The following is a 21,712-nucleotide window of genomic DNA, read 5'->3' as shown; positions in this document are numbered from 1 at the left end:
CTACATCCAACCACACGCTTGCACGCTTCCTGCGTATAAATATCAAAATCATGACCATACTAGAATCAAAGTTTTGGTACGAAAGGACGGTTTCTATGAAGTATCCCATTCATGAACATATCATGTTTCAGGAAAAACGGGAGACGTATGCCCGGAAGTTCCATCTTTTGGCCGAGGAATTAAAAGCCTGCCACATTGATATTTCTCTGCTGCACGATGTCATTGACGCTTCCCACGATGTAGGCGATCTTCAGGCCGATATTGCATATAGGCAGGGGTATGAAAAAGGATGGCAGAACGGAAAAGCGAACCGGTATTATGAAAAGTTTCGGGAGGAATTATTGAAAAAAGCAGCGGAGTAACCTATTTTCATTAAATTAAAATATTAGGTGTTATCTGAATTTTATAGTATCCCCTCCTGATTATTGTTATGATAAATTAATTTTGGAAGCGATTTCAAAATTAACTTTATTAAAGAAGGGGGTTTTTTTGTATATTCAACTAAACTTGGATAACATTTTTGGCATAGAGGAGGTTTATAATGAAAAACAATAATCCAAACGTAATATGGAATACCCTATTACTAAGTATTATTACAGCAAGTTTGACAGCTTGTGGAAATTCAAGTACTTCAAACGAGGAAGAAGACGAAAATAATACAGATGGCACTGTTGATCTGGAATATTTTGTTGCCTCTGAGGAAGGGAATCCTGATTACGAGGTATTTATGGAATCTGTAAGAGAATTCGATGAATCGCATCCGGATATTAATTTACAAATTGACAGCGTTTCTCATAATGATTATTCAACTCGACTCACAACGCAGGCAGCCGGCGGTGAATTACCTGATATGTATCAGATTACTCCTATTTCTGCACTAGACAACATTGTCAAAAGCGGCAGTGCGGGAACGATTGATAACATCAAAGATCATTGGATCGACAATGGCCTTTTAACGGAAGAGTCATTTGATGAATTCGTAATGGAGGGCAGCACTTATGCTCTTCCACTTAACACTAACCCAACTCAATTTATTTACTACGACGAAGACATGCTGGAAAAGGCTGGCTACGATACATTTCCTGAAACCTATGATGAATTCATCTCATTAATAAATGACTTAAATGAAGCCGGTACCACTCCAATTACTCTTGGTAATTCCGCTCCCTGGGTGTTACAGTCCGTGTACCTCTCGGGTATTGCTGATCGTTTTACAGGGAGTGATTTTCTTGAAAAAGTAATGAACGGAGAGAAAAAATTCACAGACCCAGAATTCATTAAAGCACTTGAGGTTATTGAAGAACTTGTGGAAGTAGAAGCCTTTAATGAAGATTTGAATACAATAGATAATGAACAGATGGTTAATAAGTTTTTACAAGGAAACTCGGCAATGGTTATTGATGGAAATTGGTCAGCATCCACCATTTCTGAAAATAAACCAGAAGATAAAAACATTGCTATCGCTTCTCTACCTCTTGGTGATTCAAACAGTATACCTACCACTATGGGAACGGTAAGCGCAATTAACAGCGATTTGTCAGATAAAAAAAGAGAAGCAGCGGAAATGTTTCTAAAAGAAGTGTATGATGAAGATGTCTTTAAGGGGTTCTTATCTTTGGGCCGGCCCGTGCCTTCAGACATTAAAATTCCGGAAGATGATATTGAACCGTTGAGTTTGGAAATGATCGAACTTACTCAAACATCCGACCCTGCCCCCGTTTATGATGCAGTATTACCAACAGGCATCATTGATACGATTCAAAACGGCTTACAATCCATCACTATCGGGGAAGCCACCCCTGAGGAAGTTGCAGAGAATATACAAGCAGAGGTTCAGATAGAAGAGTAGTTCTCTATTAGTAGACGAATAAGTTCCATATGTTTATGATGAATATCATAGTTATACAGAGAGTGATCGATTTGGATCACCCTCTGTTTTCTTCATTACTATTTTATATAATTAAAAAGGAAAATTATTCATGCTGGAAAATTTCAAATTACACAATTGGAGTTTAAGATGGAAATCTATTATCATTTTATCTATTCTTACCATGCTCCCCATCGCTTCAATAAGTACAATGTTTTTCTATCAATCAAATAAAATACTTCAACAGCAGGTAATCGATACTTCCTATCGGAATTTGAATGTAGTGACATCGAATTTTAATGGAGTTATCCAAGATATTGAAGACATATCGGAGTATATTATTTTTAGCGATGAATTTTACCGTTTTATGACACTTACACCTGATACGGTCAGCCAGGGAGAAATAAATCAACTAAATGAATCGTTACGTGGATTTTTCACTTTTCACTTATCCAATAAACCTTATTTCAACTCCGTAACAGTAAAGGGAAATAATGGATTGATCATAAATAAAGGAGAAACAGTAAAAAATAGTGAAGAAACGTGGATGGAACAAGCTGAAGATTTAAATGGAAGCATCCTTTGGACCAATCCCTACCAGATAGAAAGCGGGTGGCCCCCGGAAAAGACCCGCGTTGTATCCCTCTTTCGTATTATCAACAGCACACGCGATCCCAGTGAATCCATTGGTGAAGTAAGAATTCGACTAAATGAAAAGGAACTCTACAATTTCATTAGAAATGAAGCAATTGATGAAAAACATGAGTTCTTCATCATGAGAGAAAACGGTTTGATTTTATCCCATAAGAAAAAAGAAAAAACCGGGTCCTTTGTTGAAAAGTCATTCGCTGATAAAATTACTCAATCGAATCAATCAATTTTTCAATACAGCATCAATAGAGAGAAATCTCACATCGTATCGGAAAAGGTAGAAGATTTTTATCTAGTCTCTGTAGTGAAGGAAAAATTTGTACTAGAAGAACTATCGGAAATTAGAAATATTATGAAAAGTATTGTCATAGCAACTGTTGCTTTAGCCTTAATTGCGATCATAGGGTTTTTTATTACGATCTTAAGACCCATTATGGAACTAATAAGAGAAACAAAGCGTGTGGAAAAGGGAGACTTTCAAGCCAGGGTAAAAGTACGTTCCAATGATGAAATAGGTAACCTTGGCAGCAGATTTAATAATATGGTATCTCAAGTTCAATTTCTTATAGATACAAAATACAAATTAGAAATAAGAAATAAAGAATCAGAAATGAAAGCATTACAAAGTCAAATCAATCCCCACTTTTTATATAATACATTAGATATGATCCGCTGGTCTGCCCGGCTTGAAAATGCTGCAGAAACGGGGAAGAGTATCGAAGATTTATCCAGAATATTTCGTATCAGTTTAAGTGACGGAAAACTGTGGATCACTCTCAACGAAGAGTTAAAAAACGTTCATAGTTATCTCGAACTTCAAAAAAGACGCTTAGGAGGGAAACTTTCCTTTTTAGTAATAAAAGAAGCAGGGTTGGAACATACACTGATGATGAAAATCATTTTGCAGCCGCTCGTGGAAAACAGTATCAAACATGGTTTTTCCAATCACAGCAAGGAAAATTTCATATATATACGCGCTTATGCAGTTAATCAAGAAGAGCTCATTATTGATGTGATCGACAATGGAAAAGGAGTAGATTGTAATCGTATTAACTCTATTTTTTCATCTGATCATTGCAAACACGAGGGATTCGCTCTTCGTAATATTAATGAAAGAATTACGAATGCATTTGGGCCCTGTTTTGGTTTAGAAGCAAAGGAACATACTGGTACGTTAATTAGAATTTATCTGCCTCTCGTTTATGGGGAAAAACAGCTGAATCTATTCTTAGAAAGGAAAGGACAAAATGGATAAAATTAAGATGCTTATTGTCGATGACGAAGCAATGATATGTGACGGGCTGGCTTCTACTATTTCATGGGACGATATAGGAGTCACTGTGGTGGGAACAGCTTATAATGGAAACGAAGCCGTGAATATTATAAAAAACTGTGACGTGGATATTGTTTTAACGGATGTATACATGCCTGAAATGGATGGATTGGCACTTACAGAATATTTGTCTGACGAATATCCTGCTATAGAAATTGTAATGTTCAGCGGATATGACGAGTTTGAATATGCACGGCAGGCTCTCCGGCTGGGGGTAAACGATTATATGCTTAAACCTGTCGATATTGATGAACTTCTTGATTTAGTGGCTTCCATTAAAAAGAAAATAGAACAAAAAAAGGTGAAGGAAAAAAGAAAAGGAGATAAGAAACTTCAAATTATTTCTGAGTGGATAAACTATTATATCTATAATTCTCCTATACCAAGTAATTTCAAAGAAAAAACCGAAGTGCCTAATAGATATTTTTATCGTGTTTTGGTAAGTGAGATGACAGATTATTCAGGTAATACATCATCTAATCAAAAACCCGAGTTATTATGGAAAAATAAATGGAAATCCTTTCTTCATAAAAAATGTGAAGAGGAACATATTCAATGTACTTTTATGTCTAATCATATAAATGAAGCTATTACCGTTTTCTTTACCGAAGCTCAAGAAAACATCAGCATGTCTGTCTTCCAAAACTTTTGTTTTGAAATGAATAAAAAACAACCCTTCCCTTTACAACATGGTATTTCTTCCATTGGTTCAGCTATCAAAGGTACCCCCTTGTTGTTTCAGGAAGCAAGCATGGCATTATCTCAACATCGAGGAAAAAGGGAAACCATTTCCTCCTATAAAGAAGCAAATAACTCGGAAATCCCGAGTACAAATACTATAAAAAAAGAATTACAGAAAGCTGTATTCAACGATGAACGAGAACACATCAAAGAACTATTAAATGAACATTTTGATTATCTAGTTCAAACAGATTTGTCGTTAACAGAAACTCTGCAGCTCAACCGGGAGCTTGAAATTATTATAGTGAATAACATTCATGATCGAACCAGTAAAATGCACAGTTTTACTAGAACTTTTCAGCTTCAAAAAGAAGTTGACTTAAAAACGTATAACACCTTTAGAGCATTAAAATTGTTATTACTCTCAGACTTAAATCAATTGTGCGATACGTTACATCTGCATCGACAGAAAACAAACTGGATCATAGAAAATGCGGTTCACTATATCTATAAAAATTTCCAACATGATATAAAAGCGCAACAAGTTGCAGAAGAGCATTTTATAACTCCTAATTATTTTAGTTTACTTTTCAAACAAGAAACCGGCCTGAGTTTTTCCGAATATCTTAATTCTCTGCGAATAAATAAAGCATCTGAACTATTGGCGAATACTTCGAATAAGGTTTTCGAAATAGCTGAATACGTAGGTTATAAAGAATATAAGTACTTTGTCAAAGTATTTAAAAAAAATATGGGGGTCACCCCTACTCATTATAGAAGTTTAAGTACGAAGCACATTCCATAGAAAAATGGATATAATCTGAAAAAAGGAGATTCTTGCTGATTTCCGCCCCTTTTATAATAGTAAATGTAAACGGTTACTATGATGGGAGTGGTTACGTGCACTTATTAAATAGTCCTTGGAAAATAGCAATCGGCCTGCTGCCTCCTCTTTTGATCTATTTGATTTTCAGCATTATCCCTATTTTCATATCATTTTATTATTCCTTTATGTCATGGGACGGTTTCGCTGACATGCAGTTTATAGGCTTAAATAATTATATTGAGGCTTTTAAGGATTCGACATTCTGGAGATCCGTAAAAAATAATATTTTAGTTGTGCTGGCCTCTGTAATAGGGCAAATATCGATAGGACTTACCTTAGCCCTTCTATTAAATCAAAAACTGAGTGGGGGCAAATTTTTCCGGACTATTGGATTTTTACCTGTAGTTATTTCAACGGTTGTGATCTCCATAACATGGAAAATGATTTATAACTCCGAAGACGGGATGCTCAATAACTTCTTGGGAATAATCCATTTAGATTTCTTAGCCCGGAATTGGCTTGGCAATCCTGAGACCGCCATGTATGCTATTCTAATTACTATAATTTGGCAGTTCGTAGGTTTATACTTTATAATCTTTTTATCTGCTTTACAAACGGTTCCTAAGGAAATGTTGGAAGCAGCAGTATTAGATGGTGCGTCAGAAATACAAAAAACGTTTTATATAACCGTGCCGGCAATCAAAAACGTTATTCTTGTTTCCATTGTGCTCTGTATCAGCGGAAGTCTAAAAACATTTGATTTAATTTACGTTATGACCAACGGCGGCCCCGCCCATTCAACAGAAGTCATGGCCACCTACATGTATCACGAGACATTTTCAGGCCTTAACTACGGGTATGGCAGCACTATCTCCGTGTTGATTTTTGTATTCAGCCTGATTCTAGTATTCATAACCACCAAAATTATAAGAATCAGACAAGATTAAGCTTTTAAAAAAGTGGATTGTTGTTATCGACATGTTTATCAGTTATAGAAAGGTGGACTTATCATGCAGACTAGAAAAAGGCAGATGGATCACTCCACAACTATAAATATCCCGGGCATTAAAAAAAGGGGTAGAAGAACACTAATTTACCTTATACTTCTTTTATTTTCTATCGTAAATGGATATCCAATCATTTGGATGGTAATGAATTCATTCAAATCCAGCCAAGAGTTTTCCTTAAATCCGTTTGGGCTGCCAATCGACTGGATTTTCACAAATTTCAGGGAAGCCTGGTTCACTGCAAACATCGGTACTTTCTTCTTCAACAGTATTTTCATTGGTTTAACTGCGGTCCTTATAGCAGTAATTACAGGGGGACTGGCAGCATTCTTTTTATCAAGATTCGATTTTAAAGGAAAAAAATATTTATACGGTTTCCTCGTGGTGGGATTATTGATCCCCATTCACTCTACGTTAGTCCCAATGTATATTCTCATGCAGAATCTCGGAATGCTTAATACTTACTGGGCGCTGATTTTCCCTTACGTGGCATTTAATCTCCCGATAACTATATTCTTATTAACAAGCTTTATGAGTACGTTTCCAAAAGAAATTGAAGAATCTGCTATTATGGATGGAGCTGGCGTATTCCGAATTTTTTGGTCCATTATGCTTCCTATGACTAAACCCGCAATTGCCACAGCCGTTGTAATCAATTTTATCAATAATTGGAATGAATTCGCTTTTGCTTTAGTTTTAATAAGCGACGAAGCCCTGCAGACCCTGCCGTTAGGACTCGCCAACTTTGCCGGAGCCTATACTACCAATTATCCCGCCCAGATGGCCGGCTTAACGATTGTGCTGATCCCCACGATCATTTTTTATCTCGTGATGGAAAAACAGATTGTGGAAGGAATGACGCAGGGCGCTGTAAAAGGATAAAGAGGAGGAATACACATGCAGACAAAAACATGGCAGCTGCCGGATAACTTCATCATAGGAGCAGCATTGTCGGCCTGGCAGTCGGAGGGCTGGTCCGGCAAGAAAGAGCACCAGGATTCCTATCTTGATCTCTGGTATAAAAATAATAAACATGTTTGGCACGATGGGTACGGCCCGGCGGTGGCCACGAATTTCCGCAACCGCTACAAGGAAGACATCGAGTATATGAAAGAAATCGGCCTTACTCACTTCCGCACGTCCATCAACTGGTCCCGGTTTCTGACAGATTATGAAAACGCGGTGGTGGATGAAGAATACGCCGCCTATATCAGTGATATGATTGATGAACTGCAAGCGGCCGGCATCGAACCGATGATCTGTCTCGAACACTACGAAGTCCCCGCTGTCTTATTCGAGCAGTACGGAGGCTGGGCTTCTAAGCACGTTCTTGAATTATTCCTAAAATACACGGAAAAAGTATTGGAACGACTCGGAGACCGGGTGAAGCACTGGTTTACCTTTAATGAACCGATTGTTCCGCAGACCCGGATGTATCTGGATGCGATCCGCTACCCGTTTGAACAGAATACAAAGAAATGGATGCAGTGGAACTACCACAAAGCGCTTGCCACCGCCCATGTTGTCAAGCTGTTCAAGGAGATGGGCTTAAAAGAAAAAACAGGGGCGGAAATCGGTGTGATTTTAAACCCAGAAGTAACCTATGCCCGTTCTACAGCAGCTCATGATCAGGAAGCCGCGCGCATCTATGATCTATTTTTCAACCGCGTCTTTCTTGATCCTTCCATCAAAGGAGAATATCCAGAGGAACTGCTCGACCTGCTGAAAAAACACGATATTATGTTTGAGTCAACAAAACAGGAGCGCAGCATGATCAGAGAAAACACCGTGGATACGGTTGGATTGAACCTGTATTTCCCCAATCGTGTCAAAGCCCGCACTTCCGCCTGGAACGAAGACATCCCGTTTCATCCTGAACGATACTTTGACACCTTTGACCTGCCCGGCAAGAAAATGAATCCTTACCGCGGCTGGGAAATCTATCCTACAATCATGTATGATATGGGAATGCGGATGAAAGAAGAATACGGCAATATTAAGTGGTTTATTGCGGAGAACGGAATGGGCGTGGAAAATGAACCCCGATTTAAAAACAAAGAAGGTATAATAGAAGATGATTACCGTATTGATTTCATCAGCAGCCATTTAAAGTGGCTCCTGCAGGCCATTCATGAAGGCTCCAACTGCCAAGGCTACATGCTGTGGGCGTTTACAGACAACGTTTCCCCTATGAATGCCTTTAAGAACCGGTACGGGCTGGTCGAAATCGATCTGGAAAATAACAGGAACCGTGCCTTGAAAAAATCAGCACACTGGTATAAAAGCTTAATAGAAACCGGCCGCTTTGAAGCGGAAGATGAGGAGATCTATAGATAGACCGGAGGGAAAGGTATGAAAGAATATACAGCGTTTGATATCGGAGGTTCTTTCATTAAATACGGCATTGTTAAAGAAAACGGAGACCTGCGGGAGCATGACAAAATGAAGACCCCCGAGTCTCTGGATGCATTGATCCAGCGGATATCCGCTATTGTGCATACTCATTCCGTCTCCGCCGGCGTAGCCGTCAGCTCTCCGGGAGCGGTATCAGAGGAAGGTATCATATATGGATCCAGTGCCGTTCCTTACATACACGGCCCGAACATGAAACAGCTCCTCCAAGAAGAAACCGGCATGCCTGTGTTCATAGAAAATGATGCCAATTGCGCGGGCTCCGCCGAACTATGGAAAGGGTCCGCCAAAGGCAGACAGGATGTTCTCACCGTTGTCATCGGCACCGGAATCGGCGGCGCGGTCATCAAGGACGGAAAAATTCATAAGGGGGCCAACCTGCACGGCGGAGAATTTGGCTATATGCTGCTGCATGACAGTGTTTCCGGAAATGACGCAGTCTGGAGCCGCCTGGCTTCCACGAAAGCGCTGGTTAAAAACGCAGCAGCAAAAAAAGACGTGGAGCCACACACCCTGTCCGGGGAAAAAGTCTTTGAACGGGCAGACAGCGGCGATCCGGACTGCAGGCAGGCAATCGAAGAGTTTTATCGTCTTCTCGCGATTGGACTCTATAACCTCCAGTATATTTATGATCCGGAAGTCATTTTAATCGGCGGCGGCATCAGCGCCAGGGAAAATTTAGTAGAACGAATCAATGAAAAATTGGATAACCTGCTGGATACCGTGACCCTGGGTACCATTCGCCCGGATCTTGCAGTATGCGAGTTCCGTCAGCATGCAAATCTGCTTGGTGCTGTCCATGGTTTTATTCAGAATTTGGAAGTACGAGGAGGCGTATCATCATGAATTGGGGAATTTTAGGCCCAGGTTCGATTGCTGAAAAGTTTGCCGCAGCAATCCAGCAAGAAAACGAAAGTATTTACGGGGTCGCCTCACGTAAGCTTGAAAAAGCCGAGGATTTCGCCTCCCGCCACGGAGTAATACACGCCTATGGGAGCTATGAAGAGCTATTATCCGATGAACAGGTCGATATTGTATACCTCGCCACCCCTCATTCCAATCATTATGAATACATGATCGACTGCCTGCAGCACGGCAAACACGTCCTCTGTGAAAAAGCGATCACCGTCAACAGCAGGCAGCTCCGGGAAATTAAAGAGCTTGCCCAGCACAGGGACCTTGTCGTTGCCGAAGCCATGACCATTTATCACATGCCGCTTTACGAAAAGTTAAAAGAATTCATCGCTTCCGGCGAACTCGGTCCGCTTCACATGATTCAGGTCAGCTTTGGAAGTGTGAAAGAAAAGGATGGAAGCAACCGCTTTTTCAACGAAGACCTTGCCGGCGGGGCCCTGTTCGATATCGGAAGCTACGCTCTGTCCTTCACCCGTTACTTCTTATCCAGCCAGCCTAATGACATTCAAACAACCGTAAAAAAATACAACACCGGCGTGGATGACCAGTCCGGCATTATTCTGCAAAATAAAGAGGGAGAAATGGCGGTAATATCCTTGAGTTTCAGCGCCAAGTTTCCGAAACGCGGGGTCCTTGCTTTTGAAAAAGGCTATATCACCGTCGATGATTTCCCGAGAGCCTCTCAGGCTGTGGCACAGTACCTTGACGGCGCCACCAAAACGATTTCCACCGGAGACACCGATAAAGGATTGACCTATGAAGTAAGCGCAATGAATCGTTATGTATCCAGCGGAGAGCAAGCAGATACGCTGTCCTTATCGATGGATGTCATAGAGATTATGGATAACGTCAGGAAGCAGTGGCAGCTCCGCTATCCTTTCCCGTTTGAATGACATACTGAGAGGTTCTCGTAACATCCTCCCTGGTTAAAACGTCTATCGTTACGGAAAGGAGGAGAATTGTGGCTTTGACCGGAGCTTTTGTCGTATTTATAAGCATATTCCTGATCGCAGTGTTTACTATCCTGTTTTTCATGAAACAAAAGGACAGACACCCTCCATACTTGATAACGTACATTCTGATAGGCATGCTTTTGGTCCATTGGGTTCTGTACGGGTCAGGCATCTATGCCACGTTCCCTGACATCGGCAGTATCATATTTTTACCGATTTGGTTTGTGCTGTGTGGATGGGGATTTATTACAGGAGGGATAGAGTATAAAAATAATACAATGCCGCCATCCTTATATGAAGCTTATCTCTTTTCAGTACCTTATTCGCGTTGTTTCTTCAGGGGGTGTCGAGGATGTAAAATTCTTTTTGATGATGATTACTCTTCATCAATAATCAATTTGAATCGTTTCTCCGTTAATCGACAGCGTATGGTCGTCTTCCCAGGTAACATTTGCTTTGTCGGTTCCTTTCTCGGAATAAATCGTTTTCGAAAACCACAACGGTCCTTCCAGCTTCCCAACGACGAAATAAGACGTTGCGGCTCCCCCATTTCTCAGGTACACACTCACCTCATGACTGCCATTCGGGGATTCCGACACCCCCAACATTTGATTCGGGAGCAGCAGAGTAAAAGTCAGTGCCGCTGTCAAAAAGAATGAGGCAAATATCGTAAATAGGCTTCTTGATACAGCCATCCAGTTTGTATTCTGAAACCCTATCCCTCCCATAACCACGGAGAGGGCAGCAAAAACAAGGAGCTCCCAGCCCGGGGGAAGCACCGACCAGTCAGATAGGCTGGGGTCAACAATAGAATAAAAAAACAGCAAAATAGTAAAAAGACATAAACTAAAAGACCAGTGAGCGCATTTCTTTATCATCATTAATCCCCTTTTTTTACACCTTTTTATAATTTTACAGAAATGGAGAAAACAAAGAAAAAGCAGAGATCAAGCTCCCTGTCCCCCCTCTTCTCCCGACCTTTTATAAAATATTTTTCGATAAAAGCCTCTTCCTGGACTTTATAATTCTTCTATCTTTTTTAAGGATAAAACAACAAAGACCAGTCCTATTATTCCTGACAGAATGGATAATGTTACCGGTGCTCCCCCTATTTCTCTCAAGGCGGTCCCAAAAACGCCATAATTAGTATCCCATCCTTGTCCATCCACACCTGCTAAAGTGTGCGAATAGACCGATGCTGAGATTAATGTAAAGCCATAAATAATTGTACTTAGAAACAAAAATGACAATCCCACAGCTAATTTTTTCATTCCTATCCCTTCTTTCAACGAATTGCTCCTATAATACCATCGGCATTTCCTGCAAAAACCTCCACTTCCCTTCTAGTTTTGTATATAATTTTTCTCAAACTGCGGAATGAAAGGAAGTGCAGGGAAGGGATATAGAAAAAGCCCGCCTCAGCAGCTAAGCGGACGGACTATAAGTCAATGTAAAACGTTCCACTACGTAATAAAAGATTGTTGAGTATCGTAAATTATCTCATCAGCACCCCGCCGTTGACTTCTATTGTTTCACCGGTGACAAAATCACCGTATTCGGAAACGAGATAGTAGACGGCGCCGAACACATCTTTCGGAGTGCCTTCCCGTTTTAACGGTGTGCTGTTCACCGTATTTTTTCGCCCTTCGTCAGACGTAAACGTATCATGAAACGCTGTTTCTCCGATAAAACCAGGTGATACATTGTTCACGGTAATATGGGGGGCAAGTTCCTTCGCCAGTCCTTTGGTAAAAGTCATCAATGCCCCTTTTGATGCAGCATAAGCGCAAGCTCCCGGGCCGCCGCCGTTCTGTGCCGCAAGCGACGTGATATTCACCATCTTCCCGCCGTTTTCTTTCATCATGGGAATCGTCCGCTGCGACACTAGAAATGCACTTGTAACATTCAAGTCCATCACCTGATGCCACAGCTCTTCGTTCATTTCTTCAATCGGACTGCGTTTCACCAGATTTCCAGCATTGTTGATCAATATATCCAGACTTCTGGAAAATTTTTCATTCATTTCAGCAAAAAGCTCATCTATCTCTTCTGTTTTCAACATATCCGCCTGGATCGTGACACACTTACGACCCATATTCGTAATTTTATCTTTCACTTCTTCGGCGCCGGTTGTGTTACTGCCATAATGAACGGCTACGTCCGCCCCGGCCTTTGCCAATCCGAGGGCAACGTCTCGTCCGATTCCGCTGGCTCCTCCTGTCACTAATGCTTTTTTTCCTGTTAGATCACTATCAATCATCATTTTCACCTCCGTCTCTTGTTTTCCAGATCCTTTATTAAAAATCCTGCTTTTCAACCAGAAAAATGTCTCCCTGCCCCATTATGTGATAGCATAGAATTGATAAGCGGCAGAAACTGGAGGGATAAGATGAAAGCATTGGTACATGAAAAGAAGCTTGGAATGGAAGGTCTGCATTATCAAGAAACCAAAACCCCCGAGCCGGAAGCCGGGCAGGTGCGGGTACGTTTGAAAACGACAGGAATGAATCACCGCGATTTATCCATCCTGCACCGGCACCAGCCCGAAGATCCAGCCTGCATTATCGGTTCAGACGGAGCCGGCATTATTGATGCCGTTGGCGATAACGTTACCAGGATCTCAACAGGGGACGAAGTAATCGTCAATCCCGGGCTGGGGTGGAAAGAAAACAGCGATGCCCCGCCGGAAGGGTTTGATATTCTCGGAGTTCCCACGGACGGCACCTTCGCGGAATATATTGTCATCTCAGCAGACAATGTGGAACCGAAACCGGAGCAGTTGAGCTGGGAAGAAGCCGGTGTCCTCGCCCTGCCGGCTCTTACAGCGTACCGTGTTTTATTTACACGAGCACGTGTCCACCCCGGTGATAAAGTTTTCATACCGGGGATCGGTGGTGGAGTGGCCACCTTTCTCCTACAGTTCGCCAAGGCAGCAGGAGCCACCGTTTATGTCACCTCCCGCTCCGAAGAAAAGAGAAAACAGGCCCTGGAGCTTGGCGCCGAAAAAGCGATCGACAGCCATGAAGACTGGACAGAAGCCTTAAACGGGGAAAAAATGGACATCGTGATCGAATCGATCGGCGGAGCTACTTTTAATAAATCCCTGGCACAGCTGCGACGCGGCGGGACGATGGTCACCTTCGGGTCCTCCACGGATGACACCGTCGAATTGAATATCCGTCCGTTCTTTTACGGGCAGTACAACCTCCTCGGTTCTACGATGGGAAGCACGGAAGAACTGCAGGAGATGCTGGCATTTATTAAGAAACATGATATTAAACCAGTCATGGACAAATCATTTCCTCTTGCTTCCTTTGAAGAAGCATTTGACCGTCTCCATCAAGCTGCGCAGATCGGCAATATCGGATTTCACATTTCTTAACCGGGGAAGGATGCAGACACTAGATGGTCGGATCCCGCTTTTAGTGGACGTATAGAGTATCTTTGGGAACACTATTACTCTATCATGGGCGGATAATGGGTACGATCATCCGCAAGCATCCACTAACACCTTGCTCCAATGCTTTAGTGTCCGCATGACAATGTCTTGCGGACACTATTGCTGTATTTCCAGGCTGCTAATGTACACAATCGAAACGTTCTTCCTGTAAAAAGGATGCCCCTAACAACATTCCAGTGCTTACTGCTCGTCTTCCGGGCTGTGATCTCTATATTTTTTCCACCGGCGCATAAAGGAAGACTGTGTAATCCCCAGTGCTTCGGCGGCTTTTCTCGTCGACCCGTACTTTTCATAGGCATTATCGACCATTTCTTTTTCCACCGCTGCCAGCGTTTCCGGCAGGCTTTTCGTTTCTGTGATAAAAGTGGAAGAGGAACGGTTTTGGACAACATCTTCTGGAAGATCCTCTACGGTAATCGTCTCTCCGCCGGAGGTAATCACCATCCGTTCCACTACATTTTCCAGCTCCCGTATATTTCCCGGCCATTCATACTTCTGCAAAATATCCAGAACTTTATTAGAGAAGTGGCGGTTTGTATGATGCTCTTCATTAAACCGTTCCAGAGAAGCCTGCAGAATGGGGACAATATCTTCTCTCCGTTCCCTTAAAGCGGGGACATGGATCGGTAAAACATGGAGCCGGTAAAATAGATCTTCTCTGAATTTCCCTTCTTCCACCATCTTCTTCAGGTTTTTATTGGTGGCTGCAATAATCCGTATATCCACCCGCTGCCGGGACGTCTCCCCTACCGGCAGAAACGTTTTATCCTGCAGCAGCTCTAGAAGTTTCGGCTGAACATGCAGCGGCAGTTCCCCGATTTCATCCAGAAACAGCGTTCCTTTATCGGCCAGCTTTACCAGACCTGTTTTTCCGCCGCTGTATGCTCCAGTGAAGGCTCCTTTCGTATAACCGAACAATTCAGATTCAATTAATGATTCGGGAATTGTTCCGCAGTTCACCTGCATAAATGATCCCGAATGGCGTTCACTCAAATCATGTATCCGTTCTGCTGCGGCGTTTTTTCCCACCCCTGTCTCCCCCGTAATCAACACGGTCGTCTGAACTCCCGCAACTTTGCCGATTAAATCGAGCAGCTTAACAAAACTCGGACCTTTCCCTAAAAAGTCGGGACGGTCCTGTTCTTTCTTAGCAACCTGAATATTACGGATCTCCTGACTGTACCTCCGCAGAAGACTTTCCGTTTCTTCCAGCTGCATGGATGTTTTCACATTTTTGGTTATGTCACGGGAGTGTACAATAATTAACGGTTCCCCTTCGATATCCATTTTATGGCCGCTTACCAGGTACTGCCTGCTTCCTAATGAAGTCTGTACCGTATTGATCGAACCCCCCGCTTCCAGAACCATACGTGTGATCGACGGCGTCATAACACCTTCCTGTTCGAGATCATATACATTGCGGCTTATCAGCTCGTGCCGGGACGTGCCGAGAATTTTTTCGCTGGCATCATTCAGCCAAATGGTGTTCCCTGTTCCATCAGAAAAATATAATCCATCATTCAGTACGTTTAATATTTTTTTGACAGAATCCTGATGTAATATCTGTTTCATACTCAATATAAGGACTCCTATTCCCGTTTATTGAATGAATATTGGTTCATGCCGCTTAACCCTTCATTATTTTGAATTATTTTTGGTTCAATCGAATCAGTAACGGTTCAACTTCCGATTATGTTGATCTTACTTGATGAGATCCTGCCTGGTCAATGACTGATTTGCCGGTTCCATGTAAATATAGTATTTGGCATAGTATTTGCAATGTACGCTGATAACACTTATCGAAAAAGGAGGTGAATCAATCCAATGAATATCGATGTTTTCATTTTATTTTTCAATGCTTTTTTAACTACCCTGTTGTCTTCCGCTGTTGTCATTTGGATTCTGCGTAAAAAATACCTTCCTGTTATCAGAAAAATGGAAAAAGAACAACAAGAAGAAAACAAATAACCTTTGAAGGAGGAAAAAGCCGTGACCTCGACTATATTTTTTATTGTGTTAGCGATATATGTCATCACAGGCGGAGTCGTTGCCAGATTTGTCAAAAGTAAAGCTGATTTTTACGTAATGGGGGAGAAAGGCACGACCGTTCTTATCGTTGGTACGTTGGCGGCAACGTATCTAAGTGCGGTTACACTGCTCGGAATATCAGGACAGTCCTATGCGGAGGGGCCGCTTGTCATTGCCACTCTCGGTTCCTTCGGAGCATGGATAGGTACACTGCTTGCCGTTATTTATATCGGAAGAAAAATGAAAGCTCTCGGCTGCCATACAATGCCTGATTTTTTCGAAAAACGGTTCAACAATAAGAAAGTAAGCATTATTGCATTAATCATTATGATTATAGGTCTTCTTGGATACGGTGTCATTCAACTTATCGGGGCAGGTCTGGTATTGAGCCAGGTAACCGGCATCGCTTTTCCTTGGATGATCGTTCTGTTTACTGTTGCTCTGCTTGTTTTCTGCGCTCTTGGAGGTATGTACGGAGTCGTCATCACGGATACGATTATGCTGTTCACGATGCTTGCCATTTCCTGCATTATTGCGCCTTACTTAATTGGACAGGCAGGGTTTGAAAACATGAAAGCATTAGGAGAGCAGCTTCCTTATTACTGGAGTATTGGCGGGACAGAGCAGCGTCCGATCGGCTGGTCCATTTCCCAGTTTCTTGTCTGGATCCTGTTTTTCTCATGTACCCCGGCCCTTGTTTCACGGGTATTTCCGGCCAGAAACGATTTTGTCATTTTGAAATCCGCCGTCATTGGTGTATTCCTTGCTCCTTTCATGCAAGTGATCGTGTTTATCGCTGCCGGGAGCATGAGAGTGCTGCAGCCCGGAATCGAAAACACAGACAATGTCATGATTATCGGATTTTTAGAGCATGTCCCTTCTTTCCTCGGCGGCATCGGGCTTGCCGGATTGATGGCTTCCATCATGTCCACAGCTTCAACCCTGTTTGTCCTTGTAGGTTTCGCCCTTGCCCGGGACCTGTATGAGCATTTGAATGAGAAGAAAATGGACGAAAAACAGAGCCTCTGCCTCGGCCGTTACGCACAAATTCTAGTTGCAGCCGTCGTATGTATTATCGCAATCATGAGACCATCCGCCATTTACTGGATTTCCATTTATGCCGGAGCTGTCTTTGGTGTAGGCTGGCTCCCTACGGTAGTCGGAGGGCTGGAATGGAAACGGATGAACAGCAAAGCAGCGGTAGGAAGCATGCTGATCGGCACAGGTGCTTTTATTCTGATTGATGAACTGTCACGAAGGGGAGTTATACCGCTTCCGGAACAGATCGATTCGCTCATGATCTCGTTCGCTGTCGGCGTTGCCGCACTGCTCATCATCGGATTCAGCACCCGTCCCAATGAGTATGAAATGGAGTACTTTCATACGATGAAAAACACAAGCATCGCTGATAAAACCATTCAGGAAATCACTGCCGAAAAGAACGGACTTTCCAAGCTGAAAAAACAGTATAAACAGACGATGGTGATTTCTGTGTCCTTTATCTTTGTTGCAGCACTTATCTGGGGTTATTTCTTCATACGATTAGGACTTTAATACAAAGGAGAATAGACAACGATGAATTCATCAGAAATAACGAGTCAGGTCATAACAGAAATAGAGAACATGTGGGAGGAGGAAGTACAGTTCCTGCAGCATATCGGCCGTTTCCCGAGCACGCTCGGGAACGAACAGGCCCTGCAGCATTATCTCGCTTCTTATTTTTCTGAAGAACTGGATCTCGAAGTGGATCAATTTACCCCTGATATAAAAGAATTATCCACCCACCCGGGATTTTCGGTGCCGGAATGGAGCTATGACGGACGCTCTGTTGTGGTTGCATCCTCTCCCACCGCCGCAGAAAAAACGGGCAGGAGTCTTATTTTTCAGAGTCATGTGGATGTTGTGAGCCCGGAACCCCTGTCTTTATGGTCTGTGGATCCCTGGGGCGCCCAGCGTATCGACGGGAAAGTATACGGACGCGGCCTTCAGGATATGAAATCCGGGCTGGCCGCCATGGTTTTCGCCTATAAAGCCATCCGCGCGGCAGGCTACCTCCCTGCAGCTGATTTTTATCTGCAGACTGTGATTGAAGAGGAATGTACGGGAAACGGTGCTCTTGCCGCACTGGAAAAAGGATGGACCGCTGATGGAGCACTTATTCCCGAACCTTTTGGACTAAAAGCCACCCGCTCCCAGCTGGGCGTGCTGTGGATGCGGGTCACCGTCAAAGGGGCAGGAGCTCATACCGAGCGTGCCAGTGAAGCGGTTAATGCGATTGAAAAGTTATATGTCATGATGGATGCCTTAAAACAGTATGAAACCTTTATCAATGAAAAACCGAAACATCCGGATTTTTCCCATCATGATCATCCGCTGAATGTGAATATCGGCACGATTAAGGGAGGGGACTGGCCGTCCAATGTACCATCAACGGCTTCTATGGAAGTGCGGATCGGTTTTTATCCGGGAGAAGATCCCGAAGATATCAAGAAAGAAGTGGAAAACTGGTTGATGGAAGCTTCACAGAAAGACCCGTGGCTTTCCACCACACCGCCGGATATCACCTTTTTCGGCTTTCATGCCGCGGGTGTATCGATCGATGATCAATCGCCATTATTCCAGACGCTGGATGCCAGTCACGAAAAAATCACAAGTACTTCTCCTGGAAGAAATGCATTAACCTGCACAACTGATCTTCGTTTCTTCAATCTATATTATGACATTCCTGCTACCTGTTACGGCCCGGTTGGAGGAAATATGCATGGTCCCGATGAATGGGTCGATCTTGATAGTGTTAAAAAAGTCACTAAAGTTTACGCAGACTTCATTTCTTCCTGGTGCGGTCTTGTTCCTGACAAAACAAAAAGGTAGGTCCTAATAACTATGAACATTAATGTAGACAGAATGAAACGTAGATTTCAGCAGTTAAATAAAATTGGCAGAAGTCACGGTGGAGGTATCAACCGTCTTGCCTTAACGGATACAGATAAAGAAGCCAGAGATCTGTTTCTTGCGTGGTTAAAAGAGCTGGATTTGGAATTACAATGGGACGACCTGGGAAATATATATGGGGTTAAACCGGGAGTAGATGACTCTTTGAAACCTATTCTAATCGGTTCCCATCTAGACTCCGTTCCTGACGGCGGTGCTTTCGACGGTGTTCTCGGTGTATTAACCGGTCTCGAAGTGATCGAAACTTTAAAAGAGAATCAAATTTCCCACCGCTTTCCTGTGGGAGTTGTCAATTTCACAAATGAAGAAGGAGCCAGATTTCCGATTCCAATGACTGCCAGCGGGGTTCTCAGCAGTATTTATCCTAAAGAAAAAATGTATCACCTTCATGATGAAAATGGTGACACAATCGAACAAGAACTGCAACGGATAGGCTTTCAGGGAAAGGAAAAATACCGCATTACAGATTTAGAAGCTTTTCTGGAGCTTCATATTGAACAAGGCCCGGTCCTCGAAGAAAAAGGAGCCCATATCGGGATAGTGGACGGTATACAAGGATTGTCCTGGCAGACCATCAGTGTTTATGGAGAGGCAGATCACGCCGGTCCTTCCCCAATGTCTTACCGCAAAGATGCTGGTATTGCAGCCATGCGCGCCATGCTTTCTATTCATGATTGGGTAAATCATTTAAATGACGGCACGCTAGTCACTTTTGGAAAGATTCAAACCATACCGGATACGATCAATGTCATCCCCGGTGGATCAAAATTTTCCCTGGATATTCGTCACCCGGATAATAATGTACTGCTAAAACGTCAGGAAGAATGTTTGAAACGGATAAATGACATCATTACATTAGAAGGATGTTCATGGGATCATGAATCATTATCTTACATGGCACCTGTTTCTTTTCATCCACCATTTGTCAAAGAGCTGGAGCAGATCTGCCGGAATAATGATTATGCTTACCAAACAGTGACAAGCGGTGCCGGGCATGATGCGATGCATATGAATCAACTTGCCCCCGCCGTGATGGTGTTTGTTCCCAGTATCAATGGGAAAAGCCACAATAAAGAGGAGGTCTCCCGGTGGGAAGATATTGGTCCTGCTGTAGACGTCATTTATGAATGGATCGTTCAATATAATAAAATATAGAATTTAGACAATGTCTGCTTACTTTCAGCAGCTAAATCCTTATTACATTAAAATCTCCCGGAGCACCGGGAGATTTTAATTATATCTTAAACGACGTGTACTTCACTTCCAGAAATTCCTCTAAACCGTAGTACCCGCCTTCCCGGCCGAGGCCGCTTTCTTTCATGCCGCCAAACGGCGCCTGCGGAACCGACGGCAGGCCGTCGTTGATGCCGACAATTCCGTATTCCAGCGCTTCGCTCAGCCGCATGGCCCGGGAAAGGTCACGGGTAAAGGCGTAGGCAGCGAGTCCGAAATCGGTGTTATTCGCCAGCCGCACCGCTTCGTCTTCGTCCCGGAACGTGGCAATCGGCGCAACCGGCCCGAAGGTTTCCTCCTGCATACAAAGCATGGTTTCGTCTGCTCCGGCGATGACAGTTGGCTCATAAAATCCGGGTTTTCCTTCCACCCGCGAGCCGCCGCTCAAAATCCGGGCTCCTTTTTCTTTCGCGTCGGCGACATGGGCTTCGACTTTTTCCAGGGCCGCTTCATTGATGAGCGGGCCGACGTCAACGCCCGTTTCAAAGCCGTCTCCGGCCTGCAGCTTCTGCACAGCGGCGGTGAATGTTTCTTCAAACGCTTCTGCAAGACTTTCCTGCACGTAAATCCGGTTGGCACAGACACACGTCTGGCCGGCGTTACGGAATTTGGATTGGATCGCGCCTTCCACCGCCTGTTCCAGATCCGCATCGTCCATCACGATGAACGGAGCGTGGCCGCCGAGTTCGAGCGAGACTTTTTTCATCGTCTGCGCTGATCCTTCCATCAGTTTTTTCCCGACCGGGGTGGAGCCGGTGAAGGTGAGCTTGCGAACCCGTTTATCGTCGAGCCAGGTTTGGCCGATCGCGGGGGCATCGCCGGTTACAACATTGACCACACCGGCCGGAATGCCGGCCTCCTCCGCCAGTTCCGCCAGCATCAACGCGGTCAGCGGCGTGTCTTCCGCCGGTTTGATGACGACCGTGCAGCCGGCGGCCAGCGCCGGTCCGACTTTCCGGGTAATCATCGCCGCCGGAAAATTCCACGGGGTAATCACAGCCGTCACGCCAACCGGCTGTTTCTGGACAACAATCCGCTTATCCGGGGCCGAAGCCGGAATCGTATCGCCGTAGATCCGTCTGGCTTCTTCGGCATACCATTCGATGAAGCTGTTGGCGTAGCCGACTTCCCCATAAGCCTCCTTATAAGGCTTGCCCTGTTCACTCGTCATCAACGAGGCCATGGCTTCCCGGTTGGCTTCGATCAACTCGTGCCATTTTTTCAACCGGGCTGCTCGTTCATTCGCCGTTTTGGCCGCCCAGGCCGGGAAGGCTTCCGCCGCCGCATCAACAGCTGCTTCCGCCTCCTTCTGTCCGGCAAACGGCACCGCAGCTACCGTTTCGCCGGTCGACGGATTCGTCACATCCATTTTATCCAGGCTGGTTCCTGTCCAC

General features: G+C 43.8%; 19 protein-coding genes. 14 read left to right on the top strand and 5 right to left on the bottom strand.

From position 1 onward, the window contains the following. The first annotated feature begins 95 nt into the window (after positions 1-95). The 9 genes from G475_RS0119095 (at position 96) to G475_RS0119055 (ending at position 10,585) form a co-directional block, all read left to right on the top strand. Complete coding sequence (locus G475_RS0119095) at positions 96-362, top strand: hypothetical protein (protein WP_026702644.1); 267 nt, start codon at positions 96-98, stop codon at positions 360-362. 179 nt (positions 363-541) lie between these two features. Next, a complete protein-coding gene (locus tag G475_RS0119090) occupies positions 542-1,849 on the top strand; it encodes an ABC transporter substrate-binding protein (RefSeq protein ID WP_026702643.1) in 1,308 nt (435 codons plus the stop codon). Positions 1,850-1,979: 130 nt separating this feature from the next. Continuing rightward, positions 1,980-3,773, top strand: a complete 1,794-nt coding sequence (locus G475_RS0119085; protein WP_026702642.1) for a sensor histidine kinase — start codon at positions 1,980-1,982, stop codon at positions 3,771-3,773. Beyond that, complete coding sequence (locus G475_RS0119080) at positions 3,766-5,337, top strand: response regulator transcription factor (RefSeq protein WP_026702641.1); 1,572 nt, start codon at positions 3,766-3,768, stop codon at positions 5,335-5,337. Before G475_RS0119085 ends, G475_RS0119080 begins: the two co-directional genes overlap by 8 nt. 95 nt (positions 5,338-5,432) lie before the next feature. Beyond that, entirely contained in the window at positions 5,433-6,305 is an 873-nt protein-coding gene (locus tag G475_RS0119075) for a carbohydrate ABC transporter permease (RefSeq protein WP_026702640.1), read from the top strand. A 63-nt stretch (positions 6,306-6,368) separates the two neighbouring features. After that, positions 6,369-7,247, top strand: coding sequence for a carbohydrate ABC transporter permease (locus G475_RS0119070; protein ID WP_035711978.1), 879 nt, complete (start codon positions 6,369-6,371; stop codon positions 7,245-7,247). A 15-nt stretch (positions 7,248-7,262) separates the two neighbouring features. After that, a complete protein-coding gene (locus G475_RS0119065; RefSeq protein WP_026702638.1) occupies positions 7,263-8,702 on the top strand; it encodes a glycoside hydrolase family 1 protein in 1,440 nt (479 codons plus the stop codon). A gap of 15 nt (positions 8,703-8,717) precedes the next feature. Then, a complete protein-coding gene (locus tag G475_RS0119060; protein ID WP_026702637.1) occupies positions 8,718-9,623 on the top strand; it encodes an ROK family protein in 906 nt (301 codons plus the stop codon). After that, positions 9,620-10,585, top strand: coding sequence for a Gfo/Idh/MocA family protein (locus G475_RS0119055; protein ID WP_026702636.1), 966 nt, complete (start codon positions 9,620-9,622; stop codon positions 10,583-10,585). Before G475_RS0119060 ends, G475_RS0119055 begins: the two co-directional genes overlap by 4 nt. Positions 10,586-11,031: 446 nt before the next feature. On the opposite strand, the gene G475_RS26510 is transcribed toward G475_RS0119055, so the two are convergent. The 3 genes from G475_RS26510 to G475_RS0119040 form a co-directional block, all read right to left on the bottom strand. Then, complete coding sequence (locus tag G475_RS26510) at positions 11,032-11,523, bottom strand: DUF5412 family protein (RefSeq protein ID WP_051302726.1); 492 nt, start codon at positions 11,521-11,523, stop codon at positions 11,032-11,034. 141 nt (positions 11,524-11,664) lie between these two features. Beyond that, complete coding sequence (locus G475_RS0119045) at positions 11,665-11,934, bottom strand: phosphatase (protein ID WP_233275819.1); 270 nt, start codon at positions 11,932-11,934, stop codon at positions 11,665-11,667. Positions 11,935-12,140: 206 nt separating this feature from the next. Further along, entirely contained in the window at positions 12,141-12,902 is a 762-nt protein-coding gene (locus G475_RS0119040; protein ID WP_026702633.1) for an SDR family NAD(P)-dependent oxidoreductase, read from the bottom strand. A gap of 132 nt (positions 12,903-13,034) precedes the next feature. Between G475_RS0119040 and G475_RS0119035 the strand changes: the two genes are divergently transcribed. Further along, positions 13,035-14,027, top strand: coding sequence for a zinc-binding dehydrogenase (locus G475_RS0119035; protein ID WP_026702632.1), 993 nt, complete (start codon positions 13,035-13,037; stop codon positions 14,025-14,027). 258 nt (positions 14,028-14,285) lie between these two features. On the opposite strand, the gene G475_RS0119030 is transcribed toward G475_RS0119035, so the two are convergent. Next, positions 14,286-15,677, bottom strand: a complete 1,392-nt coding sequence (locus G475_RS0119030; protein WP_051302731.1) for a sigma-54 interaction domain-containing protein — start codon at positions 15,675-15,677, stop codon at positions 14,286-14,288. Between the two features lie 252 nt (positions 15,678-15,929). On the opposite strand from G475_RS0119030, the gene G475_RS27590 reads away from it, so the two are divergent. From G475_RS27590 to G475_RS0119010, 4 genes are read left to right on the top strand one after another with little or no spacing between them, the layout of a single operon-like run. Further along, positions 15,930-16,073, top strand: a complete 144-nt coding sequence (locus G475_RS27590; RefSeq protein WP_169728539.1) for a hypothetical protein — start codon at positions 15,930-15,932, stop codon at positions 16,071-16,073. A gap of 21 nt (positions 16,074-16,094) precedes the next feature. Beyond that, positions 16,095-17,687 carry a sodium:solute symporter family protein gene (locus tag G475_RS0119020; protein WP_026702630.1) on the top strand — a complete coding sequence of 531 codons (1,593 nt, stop codon included), beginning with the start codon at positions 16,095-16,097 and terminating at the stop codon, positions 17,685-17,687. Positions 17,688-17,708: 21 nt separating this feature from the next. After that, positions 17,709-19,004 (top strand): ArgE/DapE family deacylase, encoded by a 1,296-nt coding sequence (locus G475_RS0119015; RefSeq protein WP_026702629.1) that lies wholly within the window; start codon positions 17,709-17,711, stop codon positions 19,002-19,004. Positions 19,005-19,016: 12 nt separating this feature from the next. After that, a complete protein-coding gene (locus tag G475_RS0119010) occupies positions 19,017-20,240 on the top strand; it encodes a M20 family metallo-hydrolase (protein WP_035711974.1) in 1,224 nt (407 codons plus the stop codon). Between the two features lie 79 nt (positions 20,241-20,319). Here G475_RS0119010 and G475_RS0119005 read toward each other — a convergent pair whose 3' ends face one another. Then, positions 20,320-21,687 carry an NAD-dependent succinate-semialdehyde dehydrogenase gene (locus G475_RS0119005; protein ID WP_051302730.1) on the bottom strand — a complete coding sequence of 456 codons (1,368 nt, stop codon included), beginning with the start codon at positions 21,685-21,687 and terminating at the stop codon, positions 20,320-20,322. Between the last annotated feature and the right edge of the window lie 25 nt (positions 21,688-21,712).

It is taken from the genome of Salibacterium aidingense DSM 18341, from assembly GCF_000429685.1.
GTDB lineage: Bacteria > Bacillota > Bacilli > Bacillales > Marinococcaceae > Salibacterium > Salibacterium aidingense.
Note: the sequence above shows the minus strand (reverse complement) of the source record. Positions and strands in the feature narration are given on the sequence as shown.